The 23,910-nt window shown below is 44.7% G+C and carries 22 protein-coding genes and 1 pseudogene; 21 read left to right on the forward strand and 2 right to left on the reverse strand.

What is annotated here, in order from left to right; all coding sequences use genetic code 11:
* The first annotated feature begins 198 nt into the window (after nt 1–198).
* The 9 genes from AAAT93_RS03230 (at nt 199) to AAAT93_RS03270 (ending at nt 9,771) form a co-directional block, all read left to right on the forward strand.
* A complete protein-coding gene (locus AAAT93_RS03230; protein WP_118236462.1) occupies nt 199–801 on the forward strand; it encodes a Type 1 glutamine amidotransferase-like domain-containing protein in 603 nt (200 codons plus the stop codon).
* A gap of 144 nt (nt 802–945) precedes the next feature.
* The gene (locus tag AAAT93_RS03235; protein WP_227572936.1) at nt 946–1,071 is read left to right on the forward strand and encodes a zinc-ribbon domain-containing protein; all 126 of its coding nucleotides are present in this window, start codon (nt 946–948) and stop codon (nt 1,069–1,071) included.
* Nucleotides 1,072–1,192: 121 nt separating this feature from the next.
* Nucleotides 1,193–1,402, forward strand: coding sequence for a helix-turn-helix domain-containing protein (locus AAAT93_RS03240; protein WP_158707401.1), 210 nt, complete (start codon nt 1,193–1,195; stop codon nt 1,400–1,402).
* 48 nt (nt 1,403–1,450) lie between these two features.
* Nucleotides 1,451–1,999, forward strand: a complete 549-nt coding sequence (locus AAAT93_RS03245) for an RNA polymerase sigma factor (RefSeq protein ID WP_227572937.1) — start codon at nt 1,451–1,453, stop codon at nt 1,997–1,999.
* The gene (locus AAAT93_RS03250; protein ID WP_117781704.1) at nt 1,986–2,348 is read left to right on the forward strand and encodes a DUF4179 domain-containing protein; all 363 of its coding nucleotides are present in this window, start codon (nt 1,986–1,988) and stop codon (nt 2,346–2,348) included. Before AAAT93_RS03245 ends, AAAT93_RS03250 begins: the two co-directional genes overlap by 14 nt.
* The gene (locus tag AAAT93_RS03255) at nt 2,335–2,961 is read left to right on the forward strand and encodes a histidine kinase (RefSeq protein WP_227572938.1); all 627 of its coding nucleotides are present in this window, start codon (nt 2,335–2,337) and stop codon (nt 2,959–2,961) included. The genes AAAT93_RS03250 and AAAT93_RS03255 overlap by 14 nt, the downstream gene beginning before the upstream one ends.
* Nucleotides 2,958–3,587: a PrsW family glutamic-type intramembrane protease gene (locus AAAT93_RS03260; RefSeq protein ID WP_227572939.1), complete on the forward strand. Its 630-nt coding sequence runs from the start codon at nt 2,958–2,960 to the stop codon at nt 3,585–3,587. Before AAAT93_RS03255 ends, AAAT93_RS03260 begins: the two co-directional genes overlap by 4 nt.
* 260 nt (nt 3,588–3,847) lie before the next feature.
* Nucleotides 3,848–4,099: a glycosyltransferase gene (locus tag AAAT93_RS03265; RefSeq protein ID WP_195541642.1), complete on the forward strand. Its 252-nt coding sequence runs from the start codon at nt 3,848–3,850 to the stop codon at nt 4,097–4,099.
* The gene (locus AAAT93_RS03270; protein ID WP_227572940.1) at nt 4,096–9,771 is read left to right on the forward strand and encodes a DUF6273 domain-containing protein; all 5,676 of its coding nucleotides are present in this window, start codon (nt 4,096–4,098) and stop codon (nt 9,769–9,771) included. The genes AAAT93_RS03265 and AAAT93_RS03270 overlap by 4 nt, the downstream gene beginning before the upstream one ends.
* Here AAAT93_RS03270 and AAAT93_RS03275 read toward each other — a convergent pair.
* Nucleotides 9,738–9,980 carry a hypothetical protein gene (locus AAAT93_RS03275; RefSeq protein ID WP_195541641.1) on the reverse strand — a complete coding sequence of 81 codons (243 nt, stop codon included), beginning with the start codon at nt 9,978–9,980 and terminating at the stop codon, nt 9,738–9,740. The genes AAAT93_RS03270 and AAAT93_RS03275 overlap by 34 nt on opposite strands.
* 516 nt (nt 9,981–10,496) lie before the next feature.
* Between AAAT93_RS03275 and AAAT93_RS03280 the strand changes: the two genes are divergently transcribed.
* The 11 genes and pseudogenes from AAAT93_RS03280 to AAAT93_RS03330 all read left to right on the forward strand — a co-directional run.
* Nucleotides 10,497–10,988 carry a hypothetical protein gene (locus tag AAAT93_RS03280; RefSeq protein WP_227572941.1) on the forward strand — a complete coding sequence of 164 codons (492 nt, stop codon included), beginning with the start codon at nt 10,497–10,499 and terminating at the stop codon, nt 10,986–10,988.
* A 156-nt stretch (nt 10,989–11,144) separates the two neighbouring features.
* Nucleotides 11,145–11,903 carry a toll/interleukin-1 receptor domain-containing protein gene (locus tag AAAT93_RS03285; RefSeq protein WP_195541640.1) on the forward strand — a complete coding sequence of 253 codons (759 nt, stop codon included), beginning with the start codon at nt 11,145–11,147 and terminating at the stop codon, nt 11,901–11,903.
* A gap of 98 nt (nt 11,904–12,001) precedes the next feature.
* Nucleotides 12,002–13,465, forward strand: coding sequence for an ATP-binding protein (locus AAAT93_RS03290; RefSeq protein ID WP_227572942.1), 1,464 nt, complete (start codon nt 12,002–12,004; stop codon nt 13,463–13,465).
* 126 nt (nt 13,466–13,591) lie between these two features.
* The gene (locus AAAT93_RS03295; protein WP_117781707.1) at nt 13,592–14,284 is read left to right on the forward strand and encodes a DUF3879 family protein; all 693 of its coding nucleotides are present in this window, start codon (nt 13,592–13,594) and stop codon (nt 14,282–14,284) included.
* 283 nt (nt 14,285–14,567) lie between these two features.
* Nucleotides 14,568–15,143, forward strand: coding sequence for a transcriptional repressor LexA (lexA, locus tag AAAT93_RS03300; protein ID WP_227572943.1), 576 nt, complete (start codon nt 14,568–14,570; stop codon nt 15,141–15,143).
* A gap of 282 nt (nt 15,144–15,425) precedes the next feature.
* On the forward strand, nt 15,426–16,139 hold the full coding sequence (locus AAAT93_RS03305) for a lantibiotic protection ABC transporter ATP-binding protein (protein WP_227572944.1): 714 nt from the start codon (nt 15,426–15,428) through the stop codon (nt 16,137–16,139).
* On the forward strand, nt 16,132–16,863 hold the full coding sequence (locus AAAT93_RS03310) for a lantibiotic immunity ABC transporter MutE/EpiE family permease subunit (protein WP_004853398.1): 732 nt from the start codon (nt 16,132–16,134) through the stop codon (nt 16,861–16,863). Before AAAT93_RS03305 ends, AAAT93_RS03310 begins: the two co-directional genes overlap by 8 nt.
* Before the next feature lies 1 nt (nt 16,864).
* Complete coding sequence (locus AAAT93_RS03315; RefSeq protein WP_227572945.1) at nt 16,865–17,623, forward strand: lantibiotic immunity ABC transporter MutG family permease subunit; 759 nt, start codon at nt 16,865–16,867, stop codon at nt 17,621–17,623.
* Between the two features lie 14 nt (nt 17,624–17,637).
* On the forward strand, nt 17,638–18,300 hold the full coding sequence (locus tag AAAT93_RS03320; protein ID WP_006858444.1) for a response regulator transcription factor: 663 nt from the start codon (nt 17,638–17,640) through the stop codon (nt 18,298–18,300).
* Complete coding sequence (locus AAAT93_RS03325) at nt 18,288–19,664, forward strand: sensor histidine kinase (RefSeq protein WP_195541634.1); 1,377 nt, start codon at nt 18,288–18,290, stop codon at nt 19,662–19,664. The genes AAAT93_RS03320 and AAAT93_RS03325 overlap by 13 nt, the downstream gene beginning before the upstream one ends.
* Before the next feature lie 85 nt (nt 19,665–19,749).
* A pseudogene (locus tag AAAT93_RS03330) lies at nt 19,750–19,938 on the forward strand (AAA family ATPase); the annotation flags it as partial.
* Between the two features lie 572 nt (nt 19,939–20,510).
* On the opposite strand, the gene AAAT93_RS03335 reads toward AAAT93_RS03330, so the two are convergent.
* Complete coding sequence (locus AAAT93_RS03335; protein WP_196020369.1) at nt 20,511–21,398, reverse strand: AraC family transcriptional regulator; 888 nt, start codon at nt 21,396–21,398, stop codon at nt 20,511–20,513.
* Between the two features lie 135 nt (nt 21,399–21,533).
* Here AAAT93_RS03335 and AAAT93_RS03340 point away from each other — a divergent pair, with 135 nt between their 5' ends.
* Nucleotides 21,534–23,792: a glycogen/starch/alpha-glucan phosphorylase gene (locus tag AAAT93_RS03340; RefSeq protein WP_227572946.1), complete on the forward strand. Its 2,259-nt coding sequence runs from the start codon at nt 21,534–21,536 to the stop codon at nt 23,790–23,792.
* Nucleotides 23,793–23,910 lie beyond the last annotated feature (118 nt).

The following is a 23,910-nucleotide window of genomic DNA, read 5'->3' on the forward strand; positions in this document are numbered from 1 at the left end:
TACAAAACGGGATGTACTTCATTTGTGAAAAAGCTCTGAAAATACACAAATACACCAAATTTACACCAAATGGTGCTCGAAACGGTGCAGAGCCTTAAAAATCGCATAATTTTCAAGATGAATGGGCAGTCCCAATCGGGATTGCCCATTTTTAAAACAAACAGAAATACAAATCAGAATTTATAAAGGAGAATATTGATGAAATTATTTTTATGTTCGCACTTTTCAAGTGTGGGAAGTCTGATAAAGGAAGAAATTGAAAATAAGAAAGTCGCATTTATTCCAACAGCTTCACTGCGTGAAGGCTACACCGGTTATGTCGGCTCGGCTCGAAAATTATTCAAAAAGTTGGGAGCAATCGTAACTGAAATTGATATTTCAACGGAGGCTTATTCAACGATACAGTCTGTTTTTGAAGAAGCAGATGTGATATATTTTACCGGCGGAAATTCTTTCTTTCTTATGGACCAGCTCCGTAAAACGGGAACTGATGGGCTACTGAAAAAGGAATTGGCAAATGGAAAATTGATGATCGGCGAGTCGGCAGGCGCAATTATATGCGCTCCAAGCATCCAATATATCGAGCAAATGGATGAAAAGCCAGAGGACTACTCACAAGAAGATGATGCAGGGCTTGATTTGATTGATTTCTATGTTCTTCCGCATTATCTTACAGCACCATTTAAGAAAGTTACCGAGAAAATAATGACTGAGTTTTCGGATTTGAATCTATGCCCGATTAACAACCGTCAGGGAATTGTAATTGATGGTGAAAGTTCAAAGGTTATTTGCAAAGACTAATTTGAAAATTCCCATTTATCAAGCCCTTTGAGAGAAGAAAAATCTTTTCTTGATGGGCTTTTTTATTTTTACTGAGATTCGCAAACTACAAGAAAAAGCCGAAACTTCATATACTTTAATCACAGAGGAAGTGGAGGTTTTGATATGAGTAACAGTTTAGCGGCAGTACATCCAGAATTGATTGTCGAATGGTCGGATAGGAATTTACCGCTGACACCGGACAGCGTGACTTTCGGCTCGAATAAGAAAGTATGGTGGAAGAGAAGATAAAGCCAGATAGATATGAGGACGTGGGAGAGATTCTGCGTCCCAACGTCCGTGTGGGCTTGCTTTTATTCGGATATTCGTATATAATGTATCATGTTGAGTATTATCCATGCGGAGGTGCGGTATGAACGGGATCAAGGGCTATATCTCCATTCGGGAGGCGTCTTACCGTTGGGGCGTGTCAGAGCGGCGGGTCAACCAATACTGCGCCGAAGGGCGGATCCCCGGCGCGTCCCGGTTCGGGCGTTCATGGGCGATCCCGGAAAATGCGGAGAAACCGTCCGACCCGCGCTTTCAAGGACAGCACCGCGATTCCGGCAGGACAAGCACCTGACGGATACCCCTCTGCATGGGAAGCATCCGCAAAAAGGAGGTGAACGCTATGGCCTGCGACGAGAGCTTGTACCGCCAATATCTGAACGGCGACGACGAAGGGCTCAATGCCCTGATGAAAAAATACGGCGACCCACTGACCCTGTATATCGACGGCTATCTGCACGACGTTCACGAGGCGGAGGAGCTGATGCTGGACGTTTTCGCCTATCTGTTCACCAAAAAGCCGAAGATACGGGACGGCGGCTTCAAGGCGTATCTCTATAAGGCGGCGCGGCACATGGCGCTGCGCCATAAGAGCAAACGGAAGCCCCTGTTCAGCCTCGATACGCTGACCGGCGAGCCGGACGGACGGCTGCTGGCGGAGGAGGTCATCCGGACGGAGGAGCGCAACCGCGTCCTGCATTGCTGCATGAGCGAAATAAACCCGGACTATCGGGAAGTCCTCTATCTCACCTATTTTGAGGATATGAGCTACGCGCAGGCGGCGGAGGTCACGGGAAAAACAGTAAAACAGATCACCAACATGGTGTATCGCGGAAAAAAGAGCCTGCGAAGGCTTTTAGAACGGGAGGGGATCACAGATGCGGAGTCATGAAGAGCGCGTCGCGGAGACAAAGCGGCGCATCGCCAAAATTGAGCGGGAGAAACGGCGGCGGCGCAATACGGTCACCATGGCTTCCGCCGTGGCGGCGTGCCTTGCGTTGCTCATCGGCGCGTCCCTCGCCATGCCCGGCATTGCCGCGAGCATCCAGACAGGCGACTACTCCGGCTTTGAAACGGCGGCAAGCATCTTTCACGGCGGCGCTGCCTTGGGATACATCGTCATCGGGCTGCTGGCTTTTTTACTCGGCGTGTGCGTGACCGTTCTGTGTTTCCGGCTGCGTCAGATGAGCCGAGAGGACGGGCAGGACAGGGAAAGCGAGGATGCGCATGGAGCTGATTGAGAACCTGCTGCAACTGCTGACCACGTTCGTCGGCGCACTGCTTTCGGGTATCGCCTACCGAAAAAGTGGGCGGCAGACGTATTTCCTGCTGCTGTGCTTCTACGGCTGCTTTGCCCTCGGCGCGCTCTACTGGACGCTGTATCTGCTGCTGTTCGATACCACACCGCGCGTTTTCTATGTCTCGGAGTTCGGCTGGGTGGCCAGCGTAATTTTCCTGCGCATTTTGCAGGCCACGCTCACCACTCAGGACGAGCGCAGCTTCCGCAGCCGCTCTGCATGGCTTTCGCCGCTGATCGGCGTACCGCTGCTGGCGTTCTACTGCACCTTCGGGGATATTCTCTCCAACCTGATCTGGTGCGGCATGATGATTTGGCTCTCCTTCTGCGCCATCCGTGGACTGGTCTACGCCAATGGGCAGACAGGCACGGCGCGGAATATGCGGTACTACCACATCGGCGTGCTGTGCTTTGCGTTTGCGGAGTATCTGCTTTGGACGGTGGGCTGCTTTTGGCCGGATACCTCTCTGGCAAGCCCCACCTTCTGGTGCGATATGCTGCTGACGCTCGCCATTCTCGGCCTGCTGCCCGCCACGAGAAAGGCGGTGGACGCATGACCTACATCGAAAACATCTTCCTCTGCATGGTATCTCCCCTGCTGGTGGCCGCTTTGTGCATGGGCAGGCGGCAGCTCCGCTTCTTCCTGTTCTGCATTGCCGGGATGGGGATGTGCCTGCTTTCGGCCTATATCAACACCTTCCTCGCGGCGGTGTGTCAGGCGGACGCCCTTGCCGCCACGGCGGAGATTGCGCCGGTGGTGGAGGAAATGATGAAGCTGCTGCCGCTGGTGTTCTATCTTCTGGTGTTTGAGCCGGAGAGCGAGAAAATTAAGCCCGCCGCCATCACGCTCGCCCTGAGCTTCGCCACCTTTGAAAACGTGTGCTATCTCATCCAGAACGGCGCGGACCGCTTCTCCTTCATCTTCTTCCGGGGCTTCGGCACGGGAGCCATGCACGTCCTCTGCGGCCTGATCGTGGGCGGCGGGCTTGCCTATGCGTGGCGGCGGACGTGGCTTAAAATAGCCGGTACGTGCGGGCTGCTGGGCGCGGCCATCACCCTCCACGCCATCTATAATCTGCTCATTGCTTACGGCGGCGCGGCGCAGTATGTGGCCTATGTCCTGCCGGTGTTGCTGGTAGCGGCGGGAAGATGGTCCGCTTTCCGCTTATCGCAGAGGAAATAACCGAACATTTACTCCCTGAGAGCTGCCTTTTGGCGGCTCTCAAATTTTTTTGAAAAATTTTGCGTTTTGGGTGAGAGTTTTTTCGATTTTTTGTACCTATATAAGTGAAAGGGTTTTTATCACAGTTCCAGACAAACCGGAAAGGGGGTTCAAACGATATGTACGATACCGCAAGACGGGTCGCATTCGTCAAGTAGCGGGTGCGGGAAAACAACCGCCGGAGGCAGCGGCGCGAGGTAATAAGTCTCTCCGCAGCGTGTATGCTGCTGTGCGCGGCGCTGATGCAGACAGCGGGCACGGTCGTCGGGCCGGGGCAACCGGAAGCATGGGGCGTGTTCGGCTCGATGCTGCTGCGGCAGGACGCGGGCGGCTATGTGCTGGTGGCTGTCGTCTCCTTTGCCGCGGCGGCGGCGATCACTGCGCTGTGTTTCCGGCTCAAAAACAGGGAAAACCAGAAAAAAGGCGGGGCGGACAAACCAGCCCCGCAAGAACAGGAGGAGAAAAGCCAATGAAGAAACGAATACTCAGCATCCTGCTCGTGTGCTGCATGGTGCTCGTCCTTTTGCCGACGACCGTGTTTGCCAACAATGACGGCGCAAAAGCCATACAGCTCGGTACAAGTGGAATCAGTGGTTATGACAGCACAAATCGCAGCTATGACTATATTTATTTTGGCACATGGAATAACAGCACCGTCAAATGGCGTGTGCTGGATACAAAAACCAATATGCCCAATGCTCAGGAGGGCGACGGATTTTTTCTGCTCTCTGATGCGCTGCTTGGGACTGGAGCGTTTGGCGGCGTAGAATTTGACTATACGACCCCATATACCAACGACTGGAAGGGCAGCCGTGGGCAGGACTGGTGCAATGGCTTTTACACCAGGAACCTCAGCACTACGGAGCAAAAAGCTGTTTTTGCAACCAGCAAAAGTGATGATCTATACATTGATGGACGCTTTATGGGTTCTGAGAACATCCTGAATGGAGACAAGGTGTTTTTCCTCTCGGCAGAGGAAGCGGGGAAAGCAGCCTACGGATTTATCGATGACAATGCGCGTATCGCCAATTATGGTGATAGTGCGGGCGGTTGGTGGCTTCGTTCTCCTCACCAAGACTATAACTCTGCAGGCGTGGTCAACGCTTCCGGTGGTGTGCGTGCTGAATGGGTGAACGATACCAACGCAGCTCGTCCTGCGTTCAACTTGAAGCCGGACTCTGTCCTCCTTGTTTCTGCCGCCGTTGGCGGCAAAGGTGCTGCTGACGGAATTTTCAAAATTCCGGAATACAGCGGAGACGAATGGAAATTGACACTTTTGGATGATACCCGCACTTTTCGGGTAACGGAAACCGCAGCAGTAGGAAAACCTGGCGGCTCTGTTACGCTGAATTTTTCCGGGGCGAGAACGGGGCAAAATGAATATATTTCTGCGATCATCAAGGGTGAAAGCGGCGCGACCCACTATGGAAGAATCATGAAGCCCACTGCTGCAGACACACAGCTCAGTTTTACGTTGCCGTATGACCTTGATAGCGGAAATTATAAACTCTATGTGTTCTCCGAGCAGTGTAACGGTGATTACAAGACTGACTACGCCAGTAGATTTCAGGCGGTAGCGTTAACGGTAGAGGAAGCCGCCAACGAGCAGTTTGACCTCGTTCCCGGCGGCAGATACTATTTCGATCTGTCGGCAATGGGCATTCCCGGCACGGCGAACGGCAGCCTGCCAGATGCATCGCTGCACTATGTTCCCTTTACCTACACTGGAATAGTGGATGCATACACGCTCACGTCGAAGATGGCAACCACCGATGCGTATGCAGAGAGGTACAAATATCCCCACAGCCTGTTTGTGGCAGACTTTGCCGTAACGCATACGGTAAATTGGAATGCCTTAAACGATGCGAGCCTGATTTTCGGCAAAGGCTACGCCGCCGGCGGTGTGGAATATACTCTGCGCGCACCGTCCGTGGGAAGTGATGTTACAGCAGGCTCGGATGATTTAGAATGCGGCACGCCCCAAAGCAACGAATGGGACAGGATGTTGGACAAGAACAACGGATATATCAAAAACTGGAGCGGGATGTCTTCGTGGGGACAAGATACTCCGCGCACGGAGGAATCGGGTCGTGCGGTTCGCGGATACGATTTGGCTCGCGGCTGGCACAATCGCATTGCTGCGACCTCCGACTCGAGCGTCGGATTCCGCCCTGTCCTTGAAGTCCTGAACCCGGACACGCTGGGCTCCGACGGGCTGAAAGATGTTGTCCTTGACCTTGGCGGCGGCAAGCTGGGGAATCGCTCCGAGAATATTCAAATCATTGTGAAAAGCGGCGAGAGCTTTACCGCGCCCGGCGGCGACGGTCTGACTCGCCCGGACGGGAATACCGGCAGTTACTTTATGTGGCTTGGTAGCGATGGCGAGCTCTACGATCCGGGCGACAGTGTTCCAGCGGTCGTAAACAAGCTCACGGCGCGGTTTGCGCCCATAGAGCAGTTCAGCCTCGTTCCTGACGGCACGTATTACTTTGACCTCTCCGGTACAGGCATCCGCGGCACGGCGCACAGCAGACTGCCGGACAAAACATTGCATTATGTTCCCTTTACCTATGCCGGGACAGTGGACGCCTACAAGCTCACATCAACGATGGCAACTACTGCGGCGTATGCGCAGCAGAACAAATATGCCCACAGCCTGTTTGTGGCGGATTATGCCATAACGCATACGGTAAGCTGGGAGAATCTGAATTCTGCAGGTCTGATTTTCGGAAAAGGCTACACCTCCGGCGGCGTGGAATATACGCTGCGTGCACCGTCCGTGGGAAGTAGTGGCGTAGGCTCGAACTATTCCCAACACGGCATACCACAAAGCAACGAATGGGACAAGATGCTGGACAAGGACAACGGATATATCAAAAACTTTAGACAGATATATTCGTTTGGACAAGATACTACGAGCAGTTCGGAGTCGGACCGTGCAAGCCGAGGGTACAATGCGCCCCGCATCTGGCACCGCACCGTTGCTACGCGTTCCAACGAGTCCCTCGGTTTCCGCCCTGTCCTTGAAGTCCTGAACCCGGACACGCTGGGTTCTGACGGGCTGAAAGTCGTTGTCCTTGACCTTGGCGGCGGCACATTGGGCAGCGGCAGATTGAGCGTCAGCTCGGATATCCAGATCATCGTAAAAAACGGCGAGAGCTTTACCGCACCTGCCTCCAATGGTCTGACCCGTCCCGACGGAAATACAGGCAGCTACTTTATGTGGCGCGGCAGCGACGGTGCGCTCTACGCACCGGGTGACAGCGTCCCGGCAAACGTGAACAAGCTGACGGCGCAGTTTGATTCCATAGAGCAGTTCACCCTCGTTCCCGGCGGCACATATTACTTTGACCTCTCCGGTGCGGGTATTCCCGGCACGGCGAACGGCAGCCTGCCGGATGCGTCGCTGCACTATGTTCCCTTTACCTATGCCGGGACAGTGGACGCCTACGCGCTCACGTCGGAGATGGCAACCACCGATGAGTATGCAGAGAAGCACAAATATCCCCACAGCCTGTTTGTAGCGGACTTCGCCGTAACGCATACGATAAGCTGGGAGAATCTGAATGCCGCAGGTCTGATTTTTGGAAAAAACTACACTGCCAACAGCGTGGAATATACGATGCGCGTGCCGTCAGCAGGACGTTCTTATAGAGGCTCTGGCGATTCTGTACGCGGCAACCCTCAAAGCAACGAATGGGACAAGATACTGGACAAATATGACGGATATATCAGAAACTGTAACGCGACAGATTCGTGGGGACAGGATGTTGCGCACAATTGGGCACAGGGCCGTGCAATGCGTGGGTACAGCTCGGTTCGCAATTGGAATTTCACCAATGCTTCGGACTCCGGATCGCACCTCGGTTTCCGCCCCATCCTTGAAGTTCTGAACCCTGATACACTGAAGCCTAATGGGCTGAAAGCCGTTGCCCTTGACCTTGGCGGCGGTAAATTGGGCGGCAACTCGGATAATATCCAGATCATTGTAAAAAACGGAAGCGAATTTACTGCGCCTGCATCCGATGGTCTGACCCGCCCCGACGGAGATACCGGCAGCTACTTTGTGTGGTTTGGCAGCGACGGAAACCTGTACGCGCCCGGTGAAAGCGTTTCGGCGGATGTAACCAAGCTGACGGCACAGTTTGAGCCCGGCGTCTATACCGTTACCATCACCACGGACACCCTGCCGGACGGCAAGGTGGGCGAGGCTTACAGCCAGACCCTGAGCGCCGACGGCACTACGCCTATCACATGGAGCGTTGAAAACGGCGACCGGCCTACCGGTCTGAGCCTGAACAAGGACACCGGCGAGATCAGCGGCACGCCTACCGCAGCGGGAACCTCCACCTTCACCGTCAAGGCTACCAACAGCGCGGGCAGCGATACGAAGGAGCTGTCTATTACGATAACCAAAGCCGCGCCTGCCGAGTATACCGTCAGATTCAATGCCAACGGTGGCGGCGGCACAATGGAAGATGTCACCGGCGTTTCCGGTAGCTACACCCTGCCCGCCTGCGGTTTTACTGAACCGGAAGGCAAGCAATTCAAGGGCTGGTCAACCAGCGCCGACGGTTCGGTTATTTCCAGCACGACCTATGAAGTAAGCTCGGATACTACCTTCTATGCAATCTGGGAGAGTAAAGAGTATTCCATCATCGTAACGGACGGCAAAGCGACAATTGGTGCAGGAAGCGAAATCAGTAAAGCGGCGCAAGGCACAACCATTACTCTGACCGCAAATGCGGCTCCTGACGGTAAGGTGTTTGATAAGTGGGTAGTAGAAAGCGGCAACACTACTCTTGAAGATGCGAACAGTGAAACCACTACTTTCATAATGCCTGACAGTGAAGTCAGCGTGAAAGCGACCTACACAATTCCCCATACCCATACCTACGATCAGGAAATTCAGAAGCCGGAAACCCTCAAGTCGGCTGCCGACTGCACCAACGATGCAGTATATTTCAAGAGCTGCTCCTGCGGAGAGATCAGCACAACAGAAACCTTTACAGCGGCAGGTACACAGCTCGGGCACGCATGGGCAAGCGATTGGAGCAAGGACACAGACAATCATTGGAAAGAATGCTCTCGCTGCCACGAAAAGAAGGACGAGGCGGCTCACGATTATGGTAGCGATAACATCTGCGACACCTGCGGATATGACAAGACCGTACCGCATACGCACAATCTGACCCTCGTTCCCGCAAAGGCTCCTACTTGCACGGAGAAAGGCAACACGGCATATTACACCTGCGACGGCTGTGACAAGTGGTTTGAGGATGCAACCGGTGCATCCGAAATTACCGACAAGACAAGCGTAATCCTTGCGGCAACAGGTCATAGCGCTTCCGACTGGAAGTCTGATAATACCGATCACTGGAAAGAGTGCACCGTTGTCGGCTGCGGCGTGATCATCGAGGGCAGCAAGGCGGCGCATACCGCCGGTGAATGGATTATCGACACTCCGGCAACAGCTACCACAAGCGGCTCAAAGCATAAGGAATGCACCGTCTGCGGTTATACGATGGCAACCGAAACCATCCCGGCAACCGGCGGCGGTGAGCATACTCACAGCTACGGCAGCGAGTGGAAGAACGATGCCGACAACCACTGGCATGAGTGCTCCTGCGGTGATAAGAAAGATACAGCAGCGCATACCGCCGGCGAATGGATCATCGACACCCCGGCAACTGCTACAACCGACGGCTCAAAGCATAAGGAATGCACCGTCTGCGGTTATACGATGGCAACCGAAACTATCTCGGCAACCGGCGGCGGTGAGCATACTCACAGCTACGGCAGCGAGTGGAAGAACGATGCTACGAACCACTGGCATGAGTGCTCTTGCGGAGATAAGGCCGATAAGGCGGCACACGACTTCAAGTGGGTTGTTGACAAGGAAGCGACCGCAACGCAAAAGGGCTCCAAGCATGAGGAGTGCAGGGTTTGCGGCTACAAGAAGGCGGCAGTTGAGATTCCGGCTACCGGAACACCGACTGAGCCGGGCAAGCCGACCGATTCGGATTCTCCGCAGACCGGTGACAACAGCAATATGATCCTCTGGATCGCACTGCTGTTTGTCAGCGGCGGCGTAGTGATCGGCATCATCGTTTACAGCAAAAAGAAGAAAGAAAACGCTGAATAAATCAGCTGCGAACCTTTGAGCGAAAGGGCGGTGACGGACATTGCCGTCATCGCCCTTTCGCTTGGACTGGAGAAGAAATCTTCCATTGATTTATAGCCTGTCCACTTCATAAAGTGACGTATGTTGTTGATATAGGTATCTGCAGTTCGGGAGGACCTGTTACGAATCAGGCATTCCTCTCTGAGCTTGTTAAAATATTTTTCGTACATAATAAACCTCCATGATACTAGTAACGTTAATGAGTCACTGCCATCATGGAGGTTCACGTATTAAAGATACCCTCTTGAGAAAAAGAGATTCTGGTGTTATTCTATTCATGGCAGTGTTAATGATGAAACTGTTCGATTGTTATTTTGTGGTGATTTAACAATACTACTTTTAGGGCTCATTATCTACTGCCTTTTTAAGTTAAAGAGAAAACTGTGCCACAGCCTTCGCAGGCCATCGCACAGCGATTTAGTTCAATTCAAGTTTGTCGAACTGACAAACCATAACAATTTAATATAAACAACAGCGTTAGAGCATTTATGTGATTGAAACATAGATGCTCTTTTTTTGTGCCCTTTGGGCAATGTATATGAATGTAACTTTAGGACATTTTGTCCAGAAGTTCAGATAAAGGAAATTAAGGAGGAACAAGAGATATGCATTAAAATGTGTATCCTATGGGTGAGAGCACCCACAGACAGAAGCCATAGGAAAATATATAACAGGAGGACAGAACAATGGTCGATGAGTTGACGCAGGAGTCATTCCAAACGGGAAAGGCGATTGTGACTTTCAGCGTGGATCTGATAACAGCCATTGCGGAAGCCTGTAAACGTTCAGAAGAGAAAAATCCCGGTATGAGTGCGGAGCAGAAGGAAACTCTGCTCGGCAAGGTAGTCGATAAGGTGGTTTCCAACTATAAGGAGACACATGGCTCGTTAAAGGATTTTAACCAAGAGGGTAAAGATGTTACTTCCATAGATGTGAATGATGAGAGAACCGCAGAGATATTAAAGAAAGCGTGTAAAAAAAGTCATATTCCGGTGGATATGAGAGAAGTCACACGGGCAGATGGTTCGGTAACACATACAGCATGTGAACCTTATTTTATGACGATGCTATTTGTAGTATTCATGGCAAGAAGCAGAAAAGCGGAGTTTCAGATACCATTTGAACGACCAAAGATGAAAATGCTCCTGCAGAGTATCGGTATCTCAGTATGCTTCTGATGATGTAGCTGACCGGATAGGATTGATAGAATGATTTGCATGATGTTGTGGTATTAATTGCGGGTATGAGTGAAAAATGGTATAATCAATGTGCATTTTTCGATTATAAGTGGTTAGGATTATATAGTATATGACACAAAAGAGGGGAAACAAGGGATGGCTTTTGAAGAAGAACTTAAAACACTAATAGAAAGAACAAAAAAGAATGGCACAGATACATCTTATAAAGAATCGTATGAAGCAATAAATAGTAATTTTTATGATGTAAAAAAGCAACACGAAATATGGATGAATGATGTTGAAATATTTTTCAATAAATATTTAAAGGAGCATGTGTTAGCTCCGAAAATAGAGTCATGGCTATTTCATAGGAAATATAATCAATTAGTTGCGGCGTTAGAAAGTATATGTAATGACAAGAACTATATAGATAAAATGAATGGCATATCAACAGTGGAAGTGCCAAAGTATCAAGCAAATTCGTTGCCAGAATATGATGTTTTTATATCTCATGCGAATAAGGATAAAGAGAATCTAATAGAGGAACTATATAAGTCTCTAAAAAAGTTGGGTGTTAAAATATTTTATGATAAAGAAGAACTTGAATGGGGAGATAATTGGAAGGACAGAATCCTTAATGGGACTAAGAAAGCTGAATTTGCAATTATTGTGATTTCAGAGAATTTCTTTGATAGAGAATGGACCGAGAGAGAACTTGGCGAGTTCTTGAATCGTCAAAATAGAAATGGACAGAAATTAATTTTGCCTATTTTACATAATATTTCTGTAGAGCAATTAAAGGAGAAATATCCGACAGTTGCAGATATCCAGGCAATAGATTCGTCTAAATATAGTTGTGATGAGATAGCGCTTTCGTTTGCCAGGCAGTTAATCAAACGTTTGAAAAACATTTAGAGTGGGGAAAAATGAGATAGAACAAGAACAGGACTAGAATTAGACTGACAAAGAATAAATGTAGAAGGAATATTGTTTTAGATATTGGAGGTAGTAATATGGCAGAAGAGACACTGTTTTCCGGCGAATCAAAAAATATTGAATATAAGGTTGCAGTACCGGATAAAAGCGAAAAATATATGAAAACTGTTGTAGCTTTTGCCAATGGTAGGGGAGGAAAAATTGTTTTCGGAATAGAGGACAAGACCTTAGAAGTTGTGGGAATGGATGAAGATAGTATCTATAAGACAATGGATGCCATTACCAATGCTATTTCAGATTCTTGCGAACCTGCAATCAGACCGGATGTGGCGATGCAGACGATTAAGGATAAGACAGTGATTGTGGTAGAGATATTCCCAGGGGCAGAGCGTCCATACTATATAAAATCACAAGGTGTGTTTGATGGTACTTATGTGCGTGTTGCAGGTACGACTAGGCATGTCGAGGATTATATGTTAAGAGAGTTGATGCTGGAAGGTAAGAATCGTTATTTTGACAGTGAAATATGTCAGAATATGGATATATCAGATAGTGAGATTGAGGAGCTCTGCAAGAGCTTGAAGGAGACTGCCATACGAAATACATGGCAGGATAGTGAAAAAGTGAAGATTAAGGATGTCACCAGAAATATACTGATTTCATGGGGCGTTCTGAAGGAGGAAGGCGGAAAGGTATATCCGACCAATGCATATGCACTTTTGACCGGACGGATGGTAGGGCAGCCGGTTATTCAGTGCGGCGTGTTCAAGGGAACCAATCGGGCACATTTTGTTGATCGGAGAGAGTTTGAGGGTTCTATTCAGGAACAAATGGATGCTGCATACCAGTATGTTCTTGAAAAAATTAACATGGGAATGACAATAAAGGGAATGTACAGACAAGATGTATATGAACTTCCTACAGATAGCATAAGAGAGTTGATTGCAAACGCAGTGGCTCATCGTAGTTATCTTGAGCCGGGAAATATACAAGTGGCATTGTATGATGACAGACTAGAGATTACTTCGCCGGGTATGCTACTGAATAATGTTACGATCGAAAAAATGATAGAAGGTTACTCAAGACCGAGAAATCCCGCAATCGCAAGAGCTTTTGCGTACATGAAAATTATTGAAAAATGGGGAACTGGAATACCGAGGTTATTTGCAGCCTGTGAGGAATATGGATTACCGAAGCCGGAGTTGATTGATTTTGATGGCGATTTCAGAGTAAATATGTATCGAAAAAGGGATGCTAATACAGAAACTAACACAGAAACTAACATAGAAACTAACACAGAAACTAACATAGAAACTAACACAGAAACTAACATAGAAACTAACACAGAAACTAACACAGAAAATGTAGGGAGAATAATTAGGCTCATGGGTGAACAGCCTTCCATTACAGTAAAGATGATTGCACAGCAGCTTGGGCTTTCTGTTGGAGGAGTTCGTTATCATATCAATAAATTAAAGAAAGATGGTGTTGTGGAGCATATCGGTTCTTCTAAGAAAGGTACATGGGTAATCCATGATTAAAATTGTTGTATTGCGAGTGGAATAGTATACTAAAAGCAAAAGGTGAACAATTAAAGCGATTATGCCGATATACAATGTGAGTCAGTAAATGGATTTACAATATAATGTGCACAAGGAGGTTACATTATGTCAAAAATTACAGATTATGCTTTTTTGTTTCAAAATTCATCCGGAAAGTCGGCATTTAATCCAATAGGGAGTTTCCAATTATCCCAGCTCAATAGCAGTGCAGTACAATCACAGTTAAAAGCAGCAGGGATTAACACAAACAGCAAACAATATAAAACCGTTATAAGTAAAATGATGCAAAATGCAAACGGAATGATGTATACCAATCCGGCAGCCATAAAGAATTTGATGAAGAACTATGACAAAGATGGGGACTATATTTCTCCGGCAACTGGTCTTGCCGGTATGGACGCAACGGATATTCCTATTTCGCAGAGACACGTGATTATTGATATTCCTGAAAAAAACAGACAGGAAATGTTTGATAATGCAAAACGGGAGTTCCTTGAAGAAAATGGAATTGCAAACGGAGATACTACAAAACGTTCAGATGTGTTTTACCATTATCAAAAGTCTGCAAAGAAGCGGGACAGATTAAAGGGGACGTGGACTTTAGAACAATATGAACGACAGTATAATCAAGCTTTTTATGATGCGGCAAAGGCTGCCGATCCAACATGGAAACCTGGAAAAGCGATAAAAGCAGGTGCGTTGGATGGGATTACAAGAGAGCAAATTGATAAATCATTGACTGTAACGATGGGACAATATGGAGAAATATTCAAGAGAGGTTTTGATCTGAAATTATAATGATCTGAATATATTAGTAGACAGAACGGCATTTTGTGTAACAAATGCCGTTCGGATGCCTTTTCTATAACTTTACTGCAAAGCATGAGGATTAAATATCTTCATGCTTTTTCCCTAGATAGGTGTCAATTTCCTTCTGGTGGCGCTGCAGCTCCTTTAGATCACGCTCGTTTTGTTGCTGCTGCTCCTCAAGGTTATACATGAGAAAGAGTTTAGGGTAGCATTGCAGGATAGTTATGCAGGTGTTGCATATGAAAATAGAAGAAGCAAGAGTCCTGAACTTATGAGTGAGATAAAAAAGTATATCGAGGATTATTACCTGCAAAACAGACAATCCCCATCAACTACCAAGATTGCTGAAGCGGTTGGAATTGCCAGAGGTACAGCATACAAATACTTGGTAGAGATGGCTGAGAAGAATATGATTGAGTACGACGGGCAGGAGATTCGTACTAATGTGACCCGTAAGTACAGTGGCGAACAGACACAGACACCGATTGTAGGTTCTATTCCTTGTGGCAGTCCTCAGTATGAGGAAGAAAACATTGAAGAATATGTATCACTTCCTACTGCTATTTTCGGCAAAGGAGATTTCTTCATATTAAGAGCAAGCGGTCAGTCTATGATTGAAGCAGGGATTGATGACGGCGACCTTGTAGTTGTTAAAAAGCAGGTAGAAGCCAAAGAGGGCGATATAGTAGTTGCCCTTGTGGATAATCAGAATACATTGAAACGCTACTTCCGGGATGATGAGAATAAGAAAATCATTCTCCACCCGGAAAATAAGAAGATGAAAGACATCATTGTAGATGAGTGCTGCATTCAGGGTGTGGCTTGTCACATCATCAAAGAACTATAACAGAGGACAGTAACAGCTTATGCTAATAAGTTTAGCAATCGAGTGATTCAATCCATCGACATAGAACATTTCATTACAGAATTTCTTCTTGCCGAAAAGGGGCAAGGACGTCGCAGGTTTACAATGGCACACGAAGCGTCACATCATATCTTCCCGTATACGGAGAAGGAAAAACTTCCGGGACAGATTTTCTAAAATGTAGCAAACTTCATCAAATCTTTATTTTTCCCTGATAGATTATATTTCAGTAAGAAATAAAATATAGAAGGAAGGATAGAAAAGATGGAAATGATGTTGCAGACACAAAATTTGTGTAAATATTTTAAAAAGCAGAAAGCAGTAAATAATGTTTCACTCAATATAGAAAAAGGACAGATTTATGGACTGCTTGGACCGAATGGTGCTGGTAAATCTACTACATTGAAAATGCTGACCGGTATGATGAAACCAACTGCAGGAAAGATTTACCTTGATGGAAAACTATGGAATAGGAAGGATTTGTCAAAAATAGGAGCGTTAATTGAAAATCCGCCTATTTATGAAAATCTTTCCGCCAGAGAGAATTTGAAAGTAAGACAATTATTGCTTGGTACAGATGAAAACAGAATTGATGAGGTCTTGCAGATTGTATCACTTACAAATACCGGAAAGAAGAAAGCTGGGCAGTTCTCTTTGGGAATGAAACAAAGACTAGGTATTGCAATGGCATTGCTTGGAGAACCGGAACTTTTGATATTGGATGAGCCTACGAATGGATTAGATCCAATAGGCATCGAGGAATTACGAGAACTGATTCGCTCCTTCACAGGACAGGGAATAACTGTAATTCTTTCCAGTCATATTCTTTCAGAGGTACAGTTACTTGCAGATAAAGTCGGGATTATTTCAGGTGGAATCTTAGGATACGAGGGAGCATTGAATCAGGGACAGAATCTTGAAGAACTGTTTATGGACGTAGTAAGGAAAAACCAGAAAGCAGGTGAAATCCATGGTTAATATTATAAAAGCAGAACATCAAAAAGCCAAAAGAACCATGCGAAAAAAGTTTATCTGGGGATTTCCTCTTCTTACATTTGTCATGGCATTTATATTTACTCTTGGGATGACAAATGCTTATGCAGAAAGTGTTTGGAACTGGTGGTATACACTTTTGCTGCCGGGGATGATTGCTCTATTTTGTTATCTTTCTGTGGCGCAGGAGAAAAAGATAAAATACTATCATTTAATGACTATTCCCACAGACAGAAGAAAATTGTTGCTGGGGAAAATTATTTATATTGGGTACATGATTTTGTTTTCTAATGTGATTGTGTTTGCAGGAGCAACGCTTGGAGGCTTTCTTCTAACGACACATGTTCCAGTTGGAGGAGCGTTGATTGCAGTATTGTTCCTGACGGTTTCTGAGTTATGGGAGATTCCGGTAGCTTTATTTTTAAGTGAACGATTTGGAATGATTGTAAACCTGTTCGTCTGCCTATTTATTACCGTCAGCGGTGTGGTAATATCACAAACCAGAATCTGGTATGTACTTGTTTCTGCAATCCCTATGCGAATGATGTGCCCGTTGCTTCATGTTTTACCAAATGGACTTGCCGCAGAAGCAGGGAATCCTCTTTTGGATACGGGAGTCATTGTTCCGGGAATGTGTCTCTCAATCATCTGGTTTGTTTTTGTAACGGTTCTGTTTTTGAAATGGTTTGAGAGAAGAGAGGTGAAATAAGATGATTGGAAGATCTCTTAATGCAGACTTGCGAAAGATGAAAGGAACATCTGTGATTCTGGCACACTTACTGATTCCGATTATAACCAGCGTTATATTTTTAATATATTACTTTTTTTCACCATGGAATGAAAATATGAAAGTGATTGCATTTTATCAGGCAATAGGAGCAGGACTTCCGGTACTTATTGGAATTTTTACAGCAAGTGTGATGGAGCAGGAACAAAATGCAGGTAACTTTCAGAATATGTTATCTTTATCGAAAAAAAGGGTGGCATTTATATCGAAGCTGATGCTGTTACTGATGCTTTGTCTTGGCTCTGTTTTATTGACTGCTTTGATATTTGGAACTGGATTTGGAATGATATCAGCAGGTGGCAGCTGGAGTAACAGCAATATTGAAATTGTAAAAATATGTGTTGTTGCAGCATTGCTGCTGTGGGGAAGCAGTGTTCCACTTTATCTGTGGCAGCTGATTCTGGCTTTTCAGTTTGGAAAAGGGGTATCCATTGGAGCAGGGATTATATCAGGACTAATTAGTGCATTGATGCTTACCGGACTTGGAGATTATGTGTGGAAATATGTATTTGTCTGCTGGACGGGTAGAGTACCATATACTTATCTGCAATCTGTATTGGGAGAAACTAGTGTAGGTGAATGGTTGTCATTCATACCAGGTTGCTTAATATTTACAGGGATTAGTATGGTATACTATTTTTGGTGGGTAAACCACTGGGAAGGAAACAGAATATCGGAATAGAATCGAGGGAAACTATGGCAAAAATACTGGCAGTTGATGATGAACCGGCAATTTTGGAAATGATAGAAAGCATTTTGAATAAGGATGGACATCTGGTTACCAAAGTAAGTAATCCACTAAAAATTAATATGGAAGAATTACATCGTTATGACCTGATTTTACTGGACATTATGATGCCTGGAATTGATGGCTTCGAATTATGCAAAAGAATCAGGGCACTTGTGGATTGTCCGATTTTGTTTCTTACGGCAAAAACGGAGGAAAACAGTCTGGTAAACGGACTTTCTTTAGGAGCAGATGATTATATTTCAAAGCCATTTGGAGTGATGGAACTTCGGGCAAGGATCAATGCACATCTTAGAAGAGAGCACAGGGAACATTCTGTCCGGATGGTTTTGGGGAGGGTCTGTATTCAAATATCTCAAAAGAAACTATTGGTTGATGATAAGGAACTTCCTCTTACGAAAGCGGAGTACGAAATTTGTGAATTCCTGGCTAAAAACAGGGGACAGGTTTTCTCGAAGGAACAGATATTGGAAGCGGTCTTTGGCTTTGACAATGAGAGTAATGACAGTACTATAATCACGCATATCAAAAATATAAGAGCAAAATTTGCGGATTATGATTATACACCGATAAAAACAGTCTGGGGGATTGGATATAAATGGGAAGAGTAAAGAGAAGCAATGCACTCAGCTGGATTTTTATGAGATATGTACTGGTCATGCTTGGATCATTAGTAGGTTTGGTGATTGTTGCTTGGCTGCTGCTGTACCTTTTGATTAGTGTGGGCTGTATCTATCCGGCGAATTATGCAGAGCAAAAGATTAATGAAGCATATGATACGATTTTACGTGCGGATAAAGTAACTGCTGAGATGATTCCTGCACTTTGTGATTATGTAATCTTTTCAGAGAATGGAGAGAAAATAGGTGGAGATCTGTCAGAACAATACGAACAGATAGCATGGAATGTTGCAAAGTACGGAAACGCATCCGGGAAATATTTTTATAAAGTAATTGTAAGGGAAAATGAATATGTTGTATTGCAATATCGCCTGACACCTCAATATCATTCAGCTTTTTTGAGGGAGCATTTTATAGGACCACAGAATGTGATGAGTATTATGTCAGTGATTGGAGCGGTAGCGATTATCATCATTCAGTCCATACGTTTTGGAAAAAGAATCAAAAAGCAGATGCAGCCTGTATTAGACGCAATCAGACAAATAAAGGATCAAAATCTGGAATATGAGACATCCTGTTCCGGTATCAAAGAGTTTGATGACTGTTTATCGGCAATCGATGATATGCGAGATGCATTGCGAGAATCTTTAGAAAAGCAGTGGAAAACAGAGCAGGAAAAGAAACAACAGATGTCTGCTTTGGCGCATGATATTAAAACACCTCTTACGATTGTACGGGGAAATGCAGAACTACTTTCAGAGACTGAACTGACCACAGAACAGAAGAATAATATCACTTATGTTTTGAACGGCACAACACAGATACAAAGTTATGTAAAACAGTTGATAGATGTCACAAAATCATGGAATTGCAGTGATGTTACCTATACAACGGTGAGGTTAGAAGATTTTTTCGCAGATATAAAGGAACAGGCACTCGGACTGGTAGAAATCTATCACCAGAAGATAGATTGGAAGGCGGGACAAAGTGATAAAAAGGTAACGATTGCTTATGATCCAATGTTCCGGGCCGTAATGAATATGATTCAGAATGCAGTGGAGCATACAAAAGAAAATGGAATCATTTATATTGACGCAAAGGAGCAGGATGGCCGGCTGACATTCATTGTGGAGGATAGCGGATCAGGATTTACAAAAGAAGCATTATTGCATGGCACAGAGCAGTTTTTTATGGATGACACAAGTAGAAATGGCGAAGCCCATTATGGGATGGGACTATTTTTTGCAAAAACTGTGGCTGAAAAATATGGTGGAGGTATTAAACTTTCAAATTCTGAAAATACAGGTGGGGCGAGGGTAGAAATATTTTTCCTGAGTAGTCAAGAAACAAGCTAAAATATTGATTTTTGAAGTCCATTTGGATATACTAGAATAGAAAAGTGCAACATGTTGCAAAAATCTTTTGCAGGGAGACTTTAATATGGAGATTCGTAGAGATTTTTATTTGGATAAATTGATAAAAAGAAAGAATAATGGATTGATTAAGGTAATTACTGGTATTCGTCGATGTGGAAAATCCTATTTACTGAATAATCTGTTTTATCATCATTTATTAGAAAGCGGAGTTGATGCTGACCACATCATTCGCTTTGCTTTTGATTCAGCCGATCTTGACTGTAAACATTTATGACTTCCTCCTTGATCTGGAAATTCTTGAAAAATAAACAATGTTATAAAAGATGCTATGGAGAAAATGTGGAGCGGTACGACATAGAATGTGACAGATGCTTGTGGCAAATATTGATTGAGACATTTGGAAACGATTTGACTGTGATAAAGTCTGACGATGAAAAAGTATTGGTTATACTGATTGCCATTATAGGTTTTATTTTTATTGTGAAACATTAAAAGTTGAAGTGAAATGATAGTATAAATAATGCGAAAAATGTGAAAAATGCAGGATTCTCTTTTTTAGATAGCACAGAAGGTTCTTTTGCAGACACTTATTACCTAAAAATTAATATTTTTTAAAAAGTGGGAATAGAATAATGGCAGAAGACATAGATTGGTGGTGTTGTTTATGCAAGGACGCTCAGTGAAAAAGAAAATTCCGTTCGTACGCCAAGGAAAATTGATTTCCTTTTGGATAAGGAGTTTATCTAAAAAGAGCATAGAACATCTGAAAATGGGCAGAGTCGATTATTTAGGTTCTGCCCATATCTGCATTATAGAGGCGCAGACTCAGCTGCGTACCTGCCTTGGCGTTATACCATATTTTCTTTTGAACATGCGGTTGAAATTCGACAGATTTGAGAATCCGCATTTCTGTGAGATTTCAAGAATCGAATCATTGGTAGATGTGAGCATTGCACGTGCTTCTGTGACACGGAAGTCATTCACATATGAGATAAAGCTCATTCCGGTATGAATCTTAAAAAATTTCATAAAATGTGATGGACTATAGTGGCAGAAATCTGCAATTTCTTCGATGGATATATCTTCATAATAATGTGTGGAGATATACCGGATGATACTTTTCAATTTCTCTTCATGCTTATCGCTTTGCGTCGTCTCGTTTACTTTTGGCGGGTGCGTAATCAGCAGGTATATAATCTGGATAAGCCCACCCTTGATAAAAAGCTGATACGCATAGTCTCTTTCATCACTTTTTTCATCTAATAAATCAACAATATTACTGATTTCCGTGTATAACGTGTGTCCGGGTGTCAGATAATGACGAATCTGGATATCTCCGTTAAAAAAAGGATCGATAAATTTTTGCTGCGTCACGTCATCTGCACCAAAGGCAAGAAAGTGCTTTGAAAAAAGTATATTTTCATATTCCATCGTTGAATTTTGTTTACCTTCAATGGAATGAAGCATTCCGGGAAGAACGATGACAATATCCCCGGACGAAACCTTATATCTCTGAAAATTGAGGGTAACGTATCCGCGCCCCTTCTTGATGACGATCATTTCGAACTCGTCGTGCCAGTGAACCGGTACACTTGCAAAATCCATCGGAATCGAACATATATAGGTGTTATATTGATATTCATTTTGAAAGTGAATCTTGTTTTCATTTAATTCGATATTAGATGCAGCGTCCGGATTTATAATCTCTTTCATGGCAAATACCCTCCTGATTGATAGAATAGTATCATATTATGATACTATTCTGCAAGAGAAACGTTTCCAATTCGTGATATTGTATTATTATAAAAGAGCGTACAAAAGCTCAAGTGAAAACGAAAGGGGTATACGATGAAGGTAAAACAGGAACTTGAAAAACTGCTTGGAAAAGAAATCGCACAAAGCAGCAATGAAGAAGTATATTATGCATTGCTCAACCTGACAAAGCAGTTAGCAGATGAACGCCGCATGGAAGAGACGAAAAAGAAGATTTATTATGTATCGGCAGAATTTCTGATTGGAAAGCTGCTGTCGAATAACATGATCAATCTTGGAATCTATGAGGACGTCAAAAAAGTGCTTGCCGAAAGCGGAAAGACACTTGCAGAGATTGAGGAGATTGAGGTAGAGCCATCGCTTGGAAACGGCGGTCTGGGGCGACTTGCTGCATGTTTCCTTGATTCAATCGCAACACTTGGATTATCGGGTGCGGGGATTGGATTGAATTATCATCTTGGCTTGTTTAAGCAGGTGTTCGAAGACAGAATGCAGAAAGAACAGATTAATCCATGGATCAAGGATCAAAGCTGGCTTAGAAAAACAGATGTGACATATCCTGTTACATTTGGAAAATGCACGGTGCAGTCGAGATTGTATGAGATTGATGTAACAGGTTACAATAACCGTACCAACAAATTATGCTTGTTCGACGTAGAAACTGTGGATGAATCCATCGTAGATGCGAATCATCAGTTTGATAAAACAGACATAGAGAAAAACCTGACATTGTTCTTATATCCGGATGACAGTGACGAAGATGGAAGAAAGCTTCGTATCTACCAGCAGTATTTCATGGTAAGCAATGCCGCAAGACTCATTATCGATGAGTGTAAGGCGAAGGGAAGTAACCTTTATGATTTGTTCGACTATGCAGTAATCCAGATCAACGACACACATCCAACCATGATCATACCTGAGTTGATTCGTCTGCTTGTAGCGGAAGGGATGAACATGGATGCGGCGATTTATGTTGTAAGTAAGACCTGCGCATATACAAACCATACAATTTTGGCTGAGGCACTTGAGAAATGGCCTAGACATTATCTGGCAGAGGTTGTTCCGCAGCTTGTGCCAATTATTGAGATTCTGGATGATAAGGTAAGAAGACGGTTTAGTGATGAGAGTGTGGCAATTATCGACCGGAATGATCTCGTTCACATGGCACACATCGATATTCATTATGGATTTAGTGTAAATGGCGTTGCGTATCTTCATACGGAGATTTTGAAGAATTCGGAGCTTAATAATTTTTACAAAATATATCCGGAGAAATTCAACAACAAGACAAACGGCATTACATTCCGCCGCTGGCTTCTCTATTGTAATGAATTGTTATCCGATACGATCACGGAGTGGATTGGGGACGGATACAAGAAAGATGCAATGGAATTAGAGAAATTACTTGCATTTGTAAACGATGATGACAAGCTTGAAAAGCTCCTTGAAATTAAACATCAGAACAAGCTTCGCGCCAAAGAATATTTCAAGGAGACACAGGGAATCGAATTAAACGAAAACTCGATTTTTGATATCCAGGTAAAACGTCTGCATGAGTACAAGCGTCAGCAGTTAAATGTACTTTATGTTATTCATAAGTATCTGGAGATCAAAGCGGGCAAGCTGCCGACTACGCCGGTTACGGTTATATTTGGAGCAAAGGCTGCACCTGCATACACGATTGCAAAGGATATTATTCATTTGATCCTGTGCCTTCAGGAATTGATCAACAACGATCCGGAAGTGAGCCCGTATCTGAATGTAGTTATGGTAGAAAACTACAATGTTACGCTTGCAGAAAAATTAATTCCTGCCTGTGATATTTCGGAGCAGATCTCACTTGCATCAAAAGAGGCAAGCGGAACCGGAAATATGAAGTTCATGTTGAACGGCGCGGTTACTCTCGGAACAGAAGATGGTGCGAATGTTGAAATCCATCAGCTTGTTGGCGATGACAATATCTATATCTTTGGAGAGTCAAGTGATGCGGTGATTGATCATTATGCGAAGGCGGACTATGTCTCAAGAACATATTATGAGAACAATCCGGTATTGAAGGAAGCCGTTGATTTTATTATCAGCGACGCGGTGATGGCACTTGGAAATGCAGAAATGCTGCATCGTTTGTATAATGAGCTTCTCAACAAAGACTGGTTCATGACATTTATTGATTTCGATTCTTATGTTGATGCCAAGGAACGTGCATATAAGGAATATGAGGATCGTAAGGCGTGGGCGCAGAAGATGATGGTGAATATTGCGAAAGCAGGATTTTTCTCCTCTGATCGTACAATTGCTGAATATAATAACGATATTTGGAAAATAATAAAATAGGATCCATTGATAGCAAATGCACGCAGAAATTAGTAATAAGTAACAAAAAAAATTCAAAAACACTGTGTGATTTGACCAAATAAACAAAATATTGACTTTTTTCATTGCAAAAAGTTTT

Origin of the sequence: Coprococcus hominis (ex Arizal et al. 2022), from assembly GCF_040094675.1 — a bacterium.
Taxonomy (GTDB): Bacteria; Bacillota; Clostridia; order Lachnospirales; family Lachnospiraceae; genus Coprococcus_C; species Coprococcus_C hominis.

What these genes read in the sequence shown, in the direction of transcription:
- AAAT93_RS03230 (WP_118236462.1), top strand. Translation starts at nt 199, where the DNA reads ATGAAATTATTTTTATGTTCGCACTTTTCAAGTGTGGGAAGTCTGATA.
- AAAT93_RS03235 (WP_227572936.1), top strand. Translation starts at nt 946, where the DNA reads ATGAGTAACAGTTTAGCGGCAGTACATCCAGAATTGATTGTCGAATGG.
- AAAT93_RS03240 (WP_158707401.1), top strand. Translation starts at nt 1,193, where the DNA reads ATGAACGGGATCAAGGGCTATATCTCCATTCGGGAGGCGTCTTACCGT.
- AAAT93_RS03245 (WP_227572937.1), top strand. Translation starts at nt 1,451, where the DNA reads ATGGCCTGCGACGAGAGCTTGTACCGCCAATATCTGAACGGCGACGAC.
- AAAT93_RS03250 (WP_117781704.1), top strand. Translation starts at nt 1,986, where the DNA reads ATGCGGAGTCATGAAGAGCGCGTCGCGGAGACAAAGCGGCGCATCGCC.
- AAAT93_RS03255 (WP_227572938.1), top strand. Translation starts at nt 2,335, where the DNA reads ATGGAGCTGATTGAGAACCTGCTGCAACTGCTGACCACGTTCGTCGGC.
- AAAT93_RS03260 (WP_227572939.1), top strand. Translation starts at nt 2,958, where the DNA reads ATGACCTACATCGAAAACATCTTCCTCTGCATGGTATCTCCCCTGCTG.
- AAAT93_RS03265 (WP_195541642.1), top strand. Translation starts at nt 3,848, where the DNA reads ATGCTGCTGTGCGCGGCGCTGATGCAGACAGCGGGCACGGTCGTCGGG.
- AAAT93_RS03270 (WP_227572940.1), top strand. Translation starts at nt 4,096, where the DNA reads ATGAAGAAACGAATACTCAGCATCCTGCTCGTGTGCTGCATGGTGCTC.
- AAAT93_RS03275 (WP_195541641.1), bottom strand. Translation starts at nt 9,980, where the DNA reads ATGTACGAAAAATATTTTAACAAGCTCAGAGAGGAATGCCTGATTCGT.
- AAAT93_RS03280 (WP_227572941.1), top strand. Translation starts at nt 10,497, where the DNA reads ATGGTCGATGAGTTGACGCAGGAGTCATTCCAAACGGGAAAGGCGATT.
- AAAT93_RS03285 (WP_195541640.1), top strand. Translation starts at nt 11,145, where the DNA reads ATGGCTTTTGAAGAAGAACTTAAAACACTAATAGAAAGAACAAAAAAG.
- AAAT93_RS03290 (WP_227572942.1), top strand. Translation starts at nt 12,002, where the DNA reads ATGGCAGAAGAGACACTGTTTTCCGGCGAATCAAAAAATATTGAATAT.
- AAAT93_RS03295 (WP_117781707.1), top strand. Translation starts at nt 13,592, where the DNA reads ATGTCAAAAATTACAGATTATGCTTTTTTGTTTCAAAATTCATCCGGA.
- lexA (WP_227572943.1), top strand. Translation starts at nt 14,568, where the DNA reads ATGAGTGAGATAAAAAAGTATATCGAGGATTATTACCTGCAAAACAGA.
- AAAT93_RS03305 (WP_227572944.1), top strand. Translation starts at nt 15,426, where the DNA reads ATGGAAATGATGTTGCAGACACAAAATTTGTGTAAATATTTTAAAAAG.
- AAAT93_RS03310 (WP_004853398.1), top strand. Translation starts at nt 16,132, where the DNA reads ATGGTTAATATTATAAAAGCAGAACATCAAAAAGCCAAAAGAACCATG.
- AAAT93_RS03315 (WP_227572945.1), top strand. Translation starts at nt 16,865, where the DNA reads ATGATTGGAAGATCTCTTAATGCAGACTTGCGAAAGATGAAAGGAACA.
- AAAT93_RS03320 (WP_006858444.1), top strand. Translation starts at nt 17,638, where the DNA reads ATGGCAAAAATACTGGCAGTTGATGATGAACCGGCAATTTTGGAAATG.
- AAAT93_RS03325 (WP_195541634.1), top strand. Translation starts at nt 18,288, where the DNA reads ATGGGAAGAGTAAAGAGAAGCAATGCACTCAGCTGGATTTTTATGAGA.
- AAAT93_RS03335 (WP_196020369.1), bottom strand. Translation starts at nt 21,398, where the DNA reads ATGAAAGAGATTATAAATCCGGACGCTGCATCTAATATCGAATTAAAT.
- AAAT93_RS03340 (WP_227572946.1), top strand. Translation starts at nt 21,534, where the DNA reads ATGAAGGTAAAACAGGAACTTGAAAAACTGCTTGGAAAAGAAATCGCA.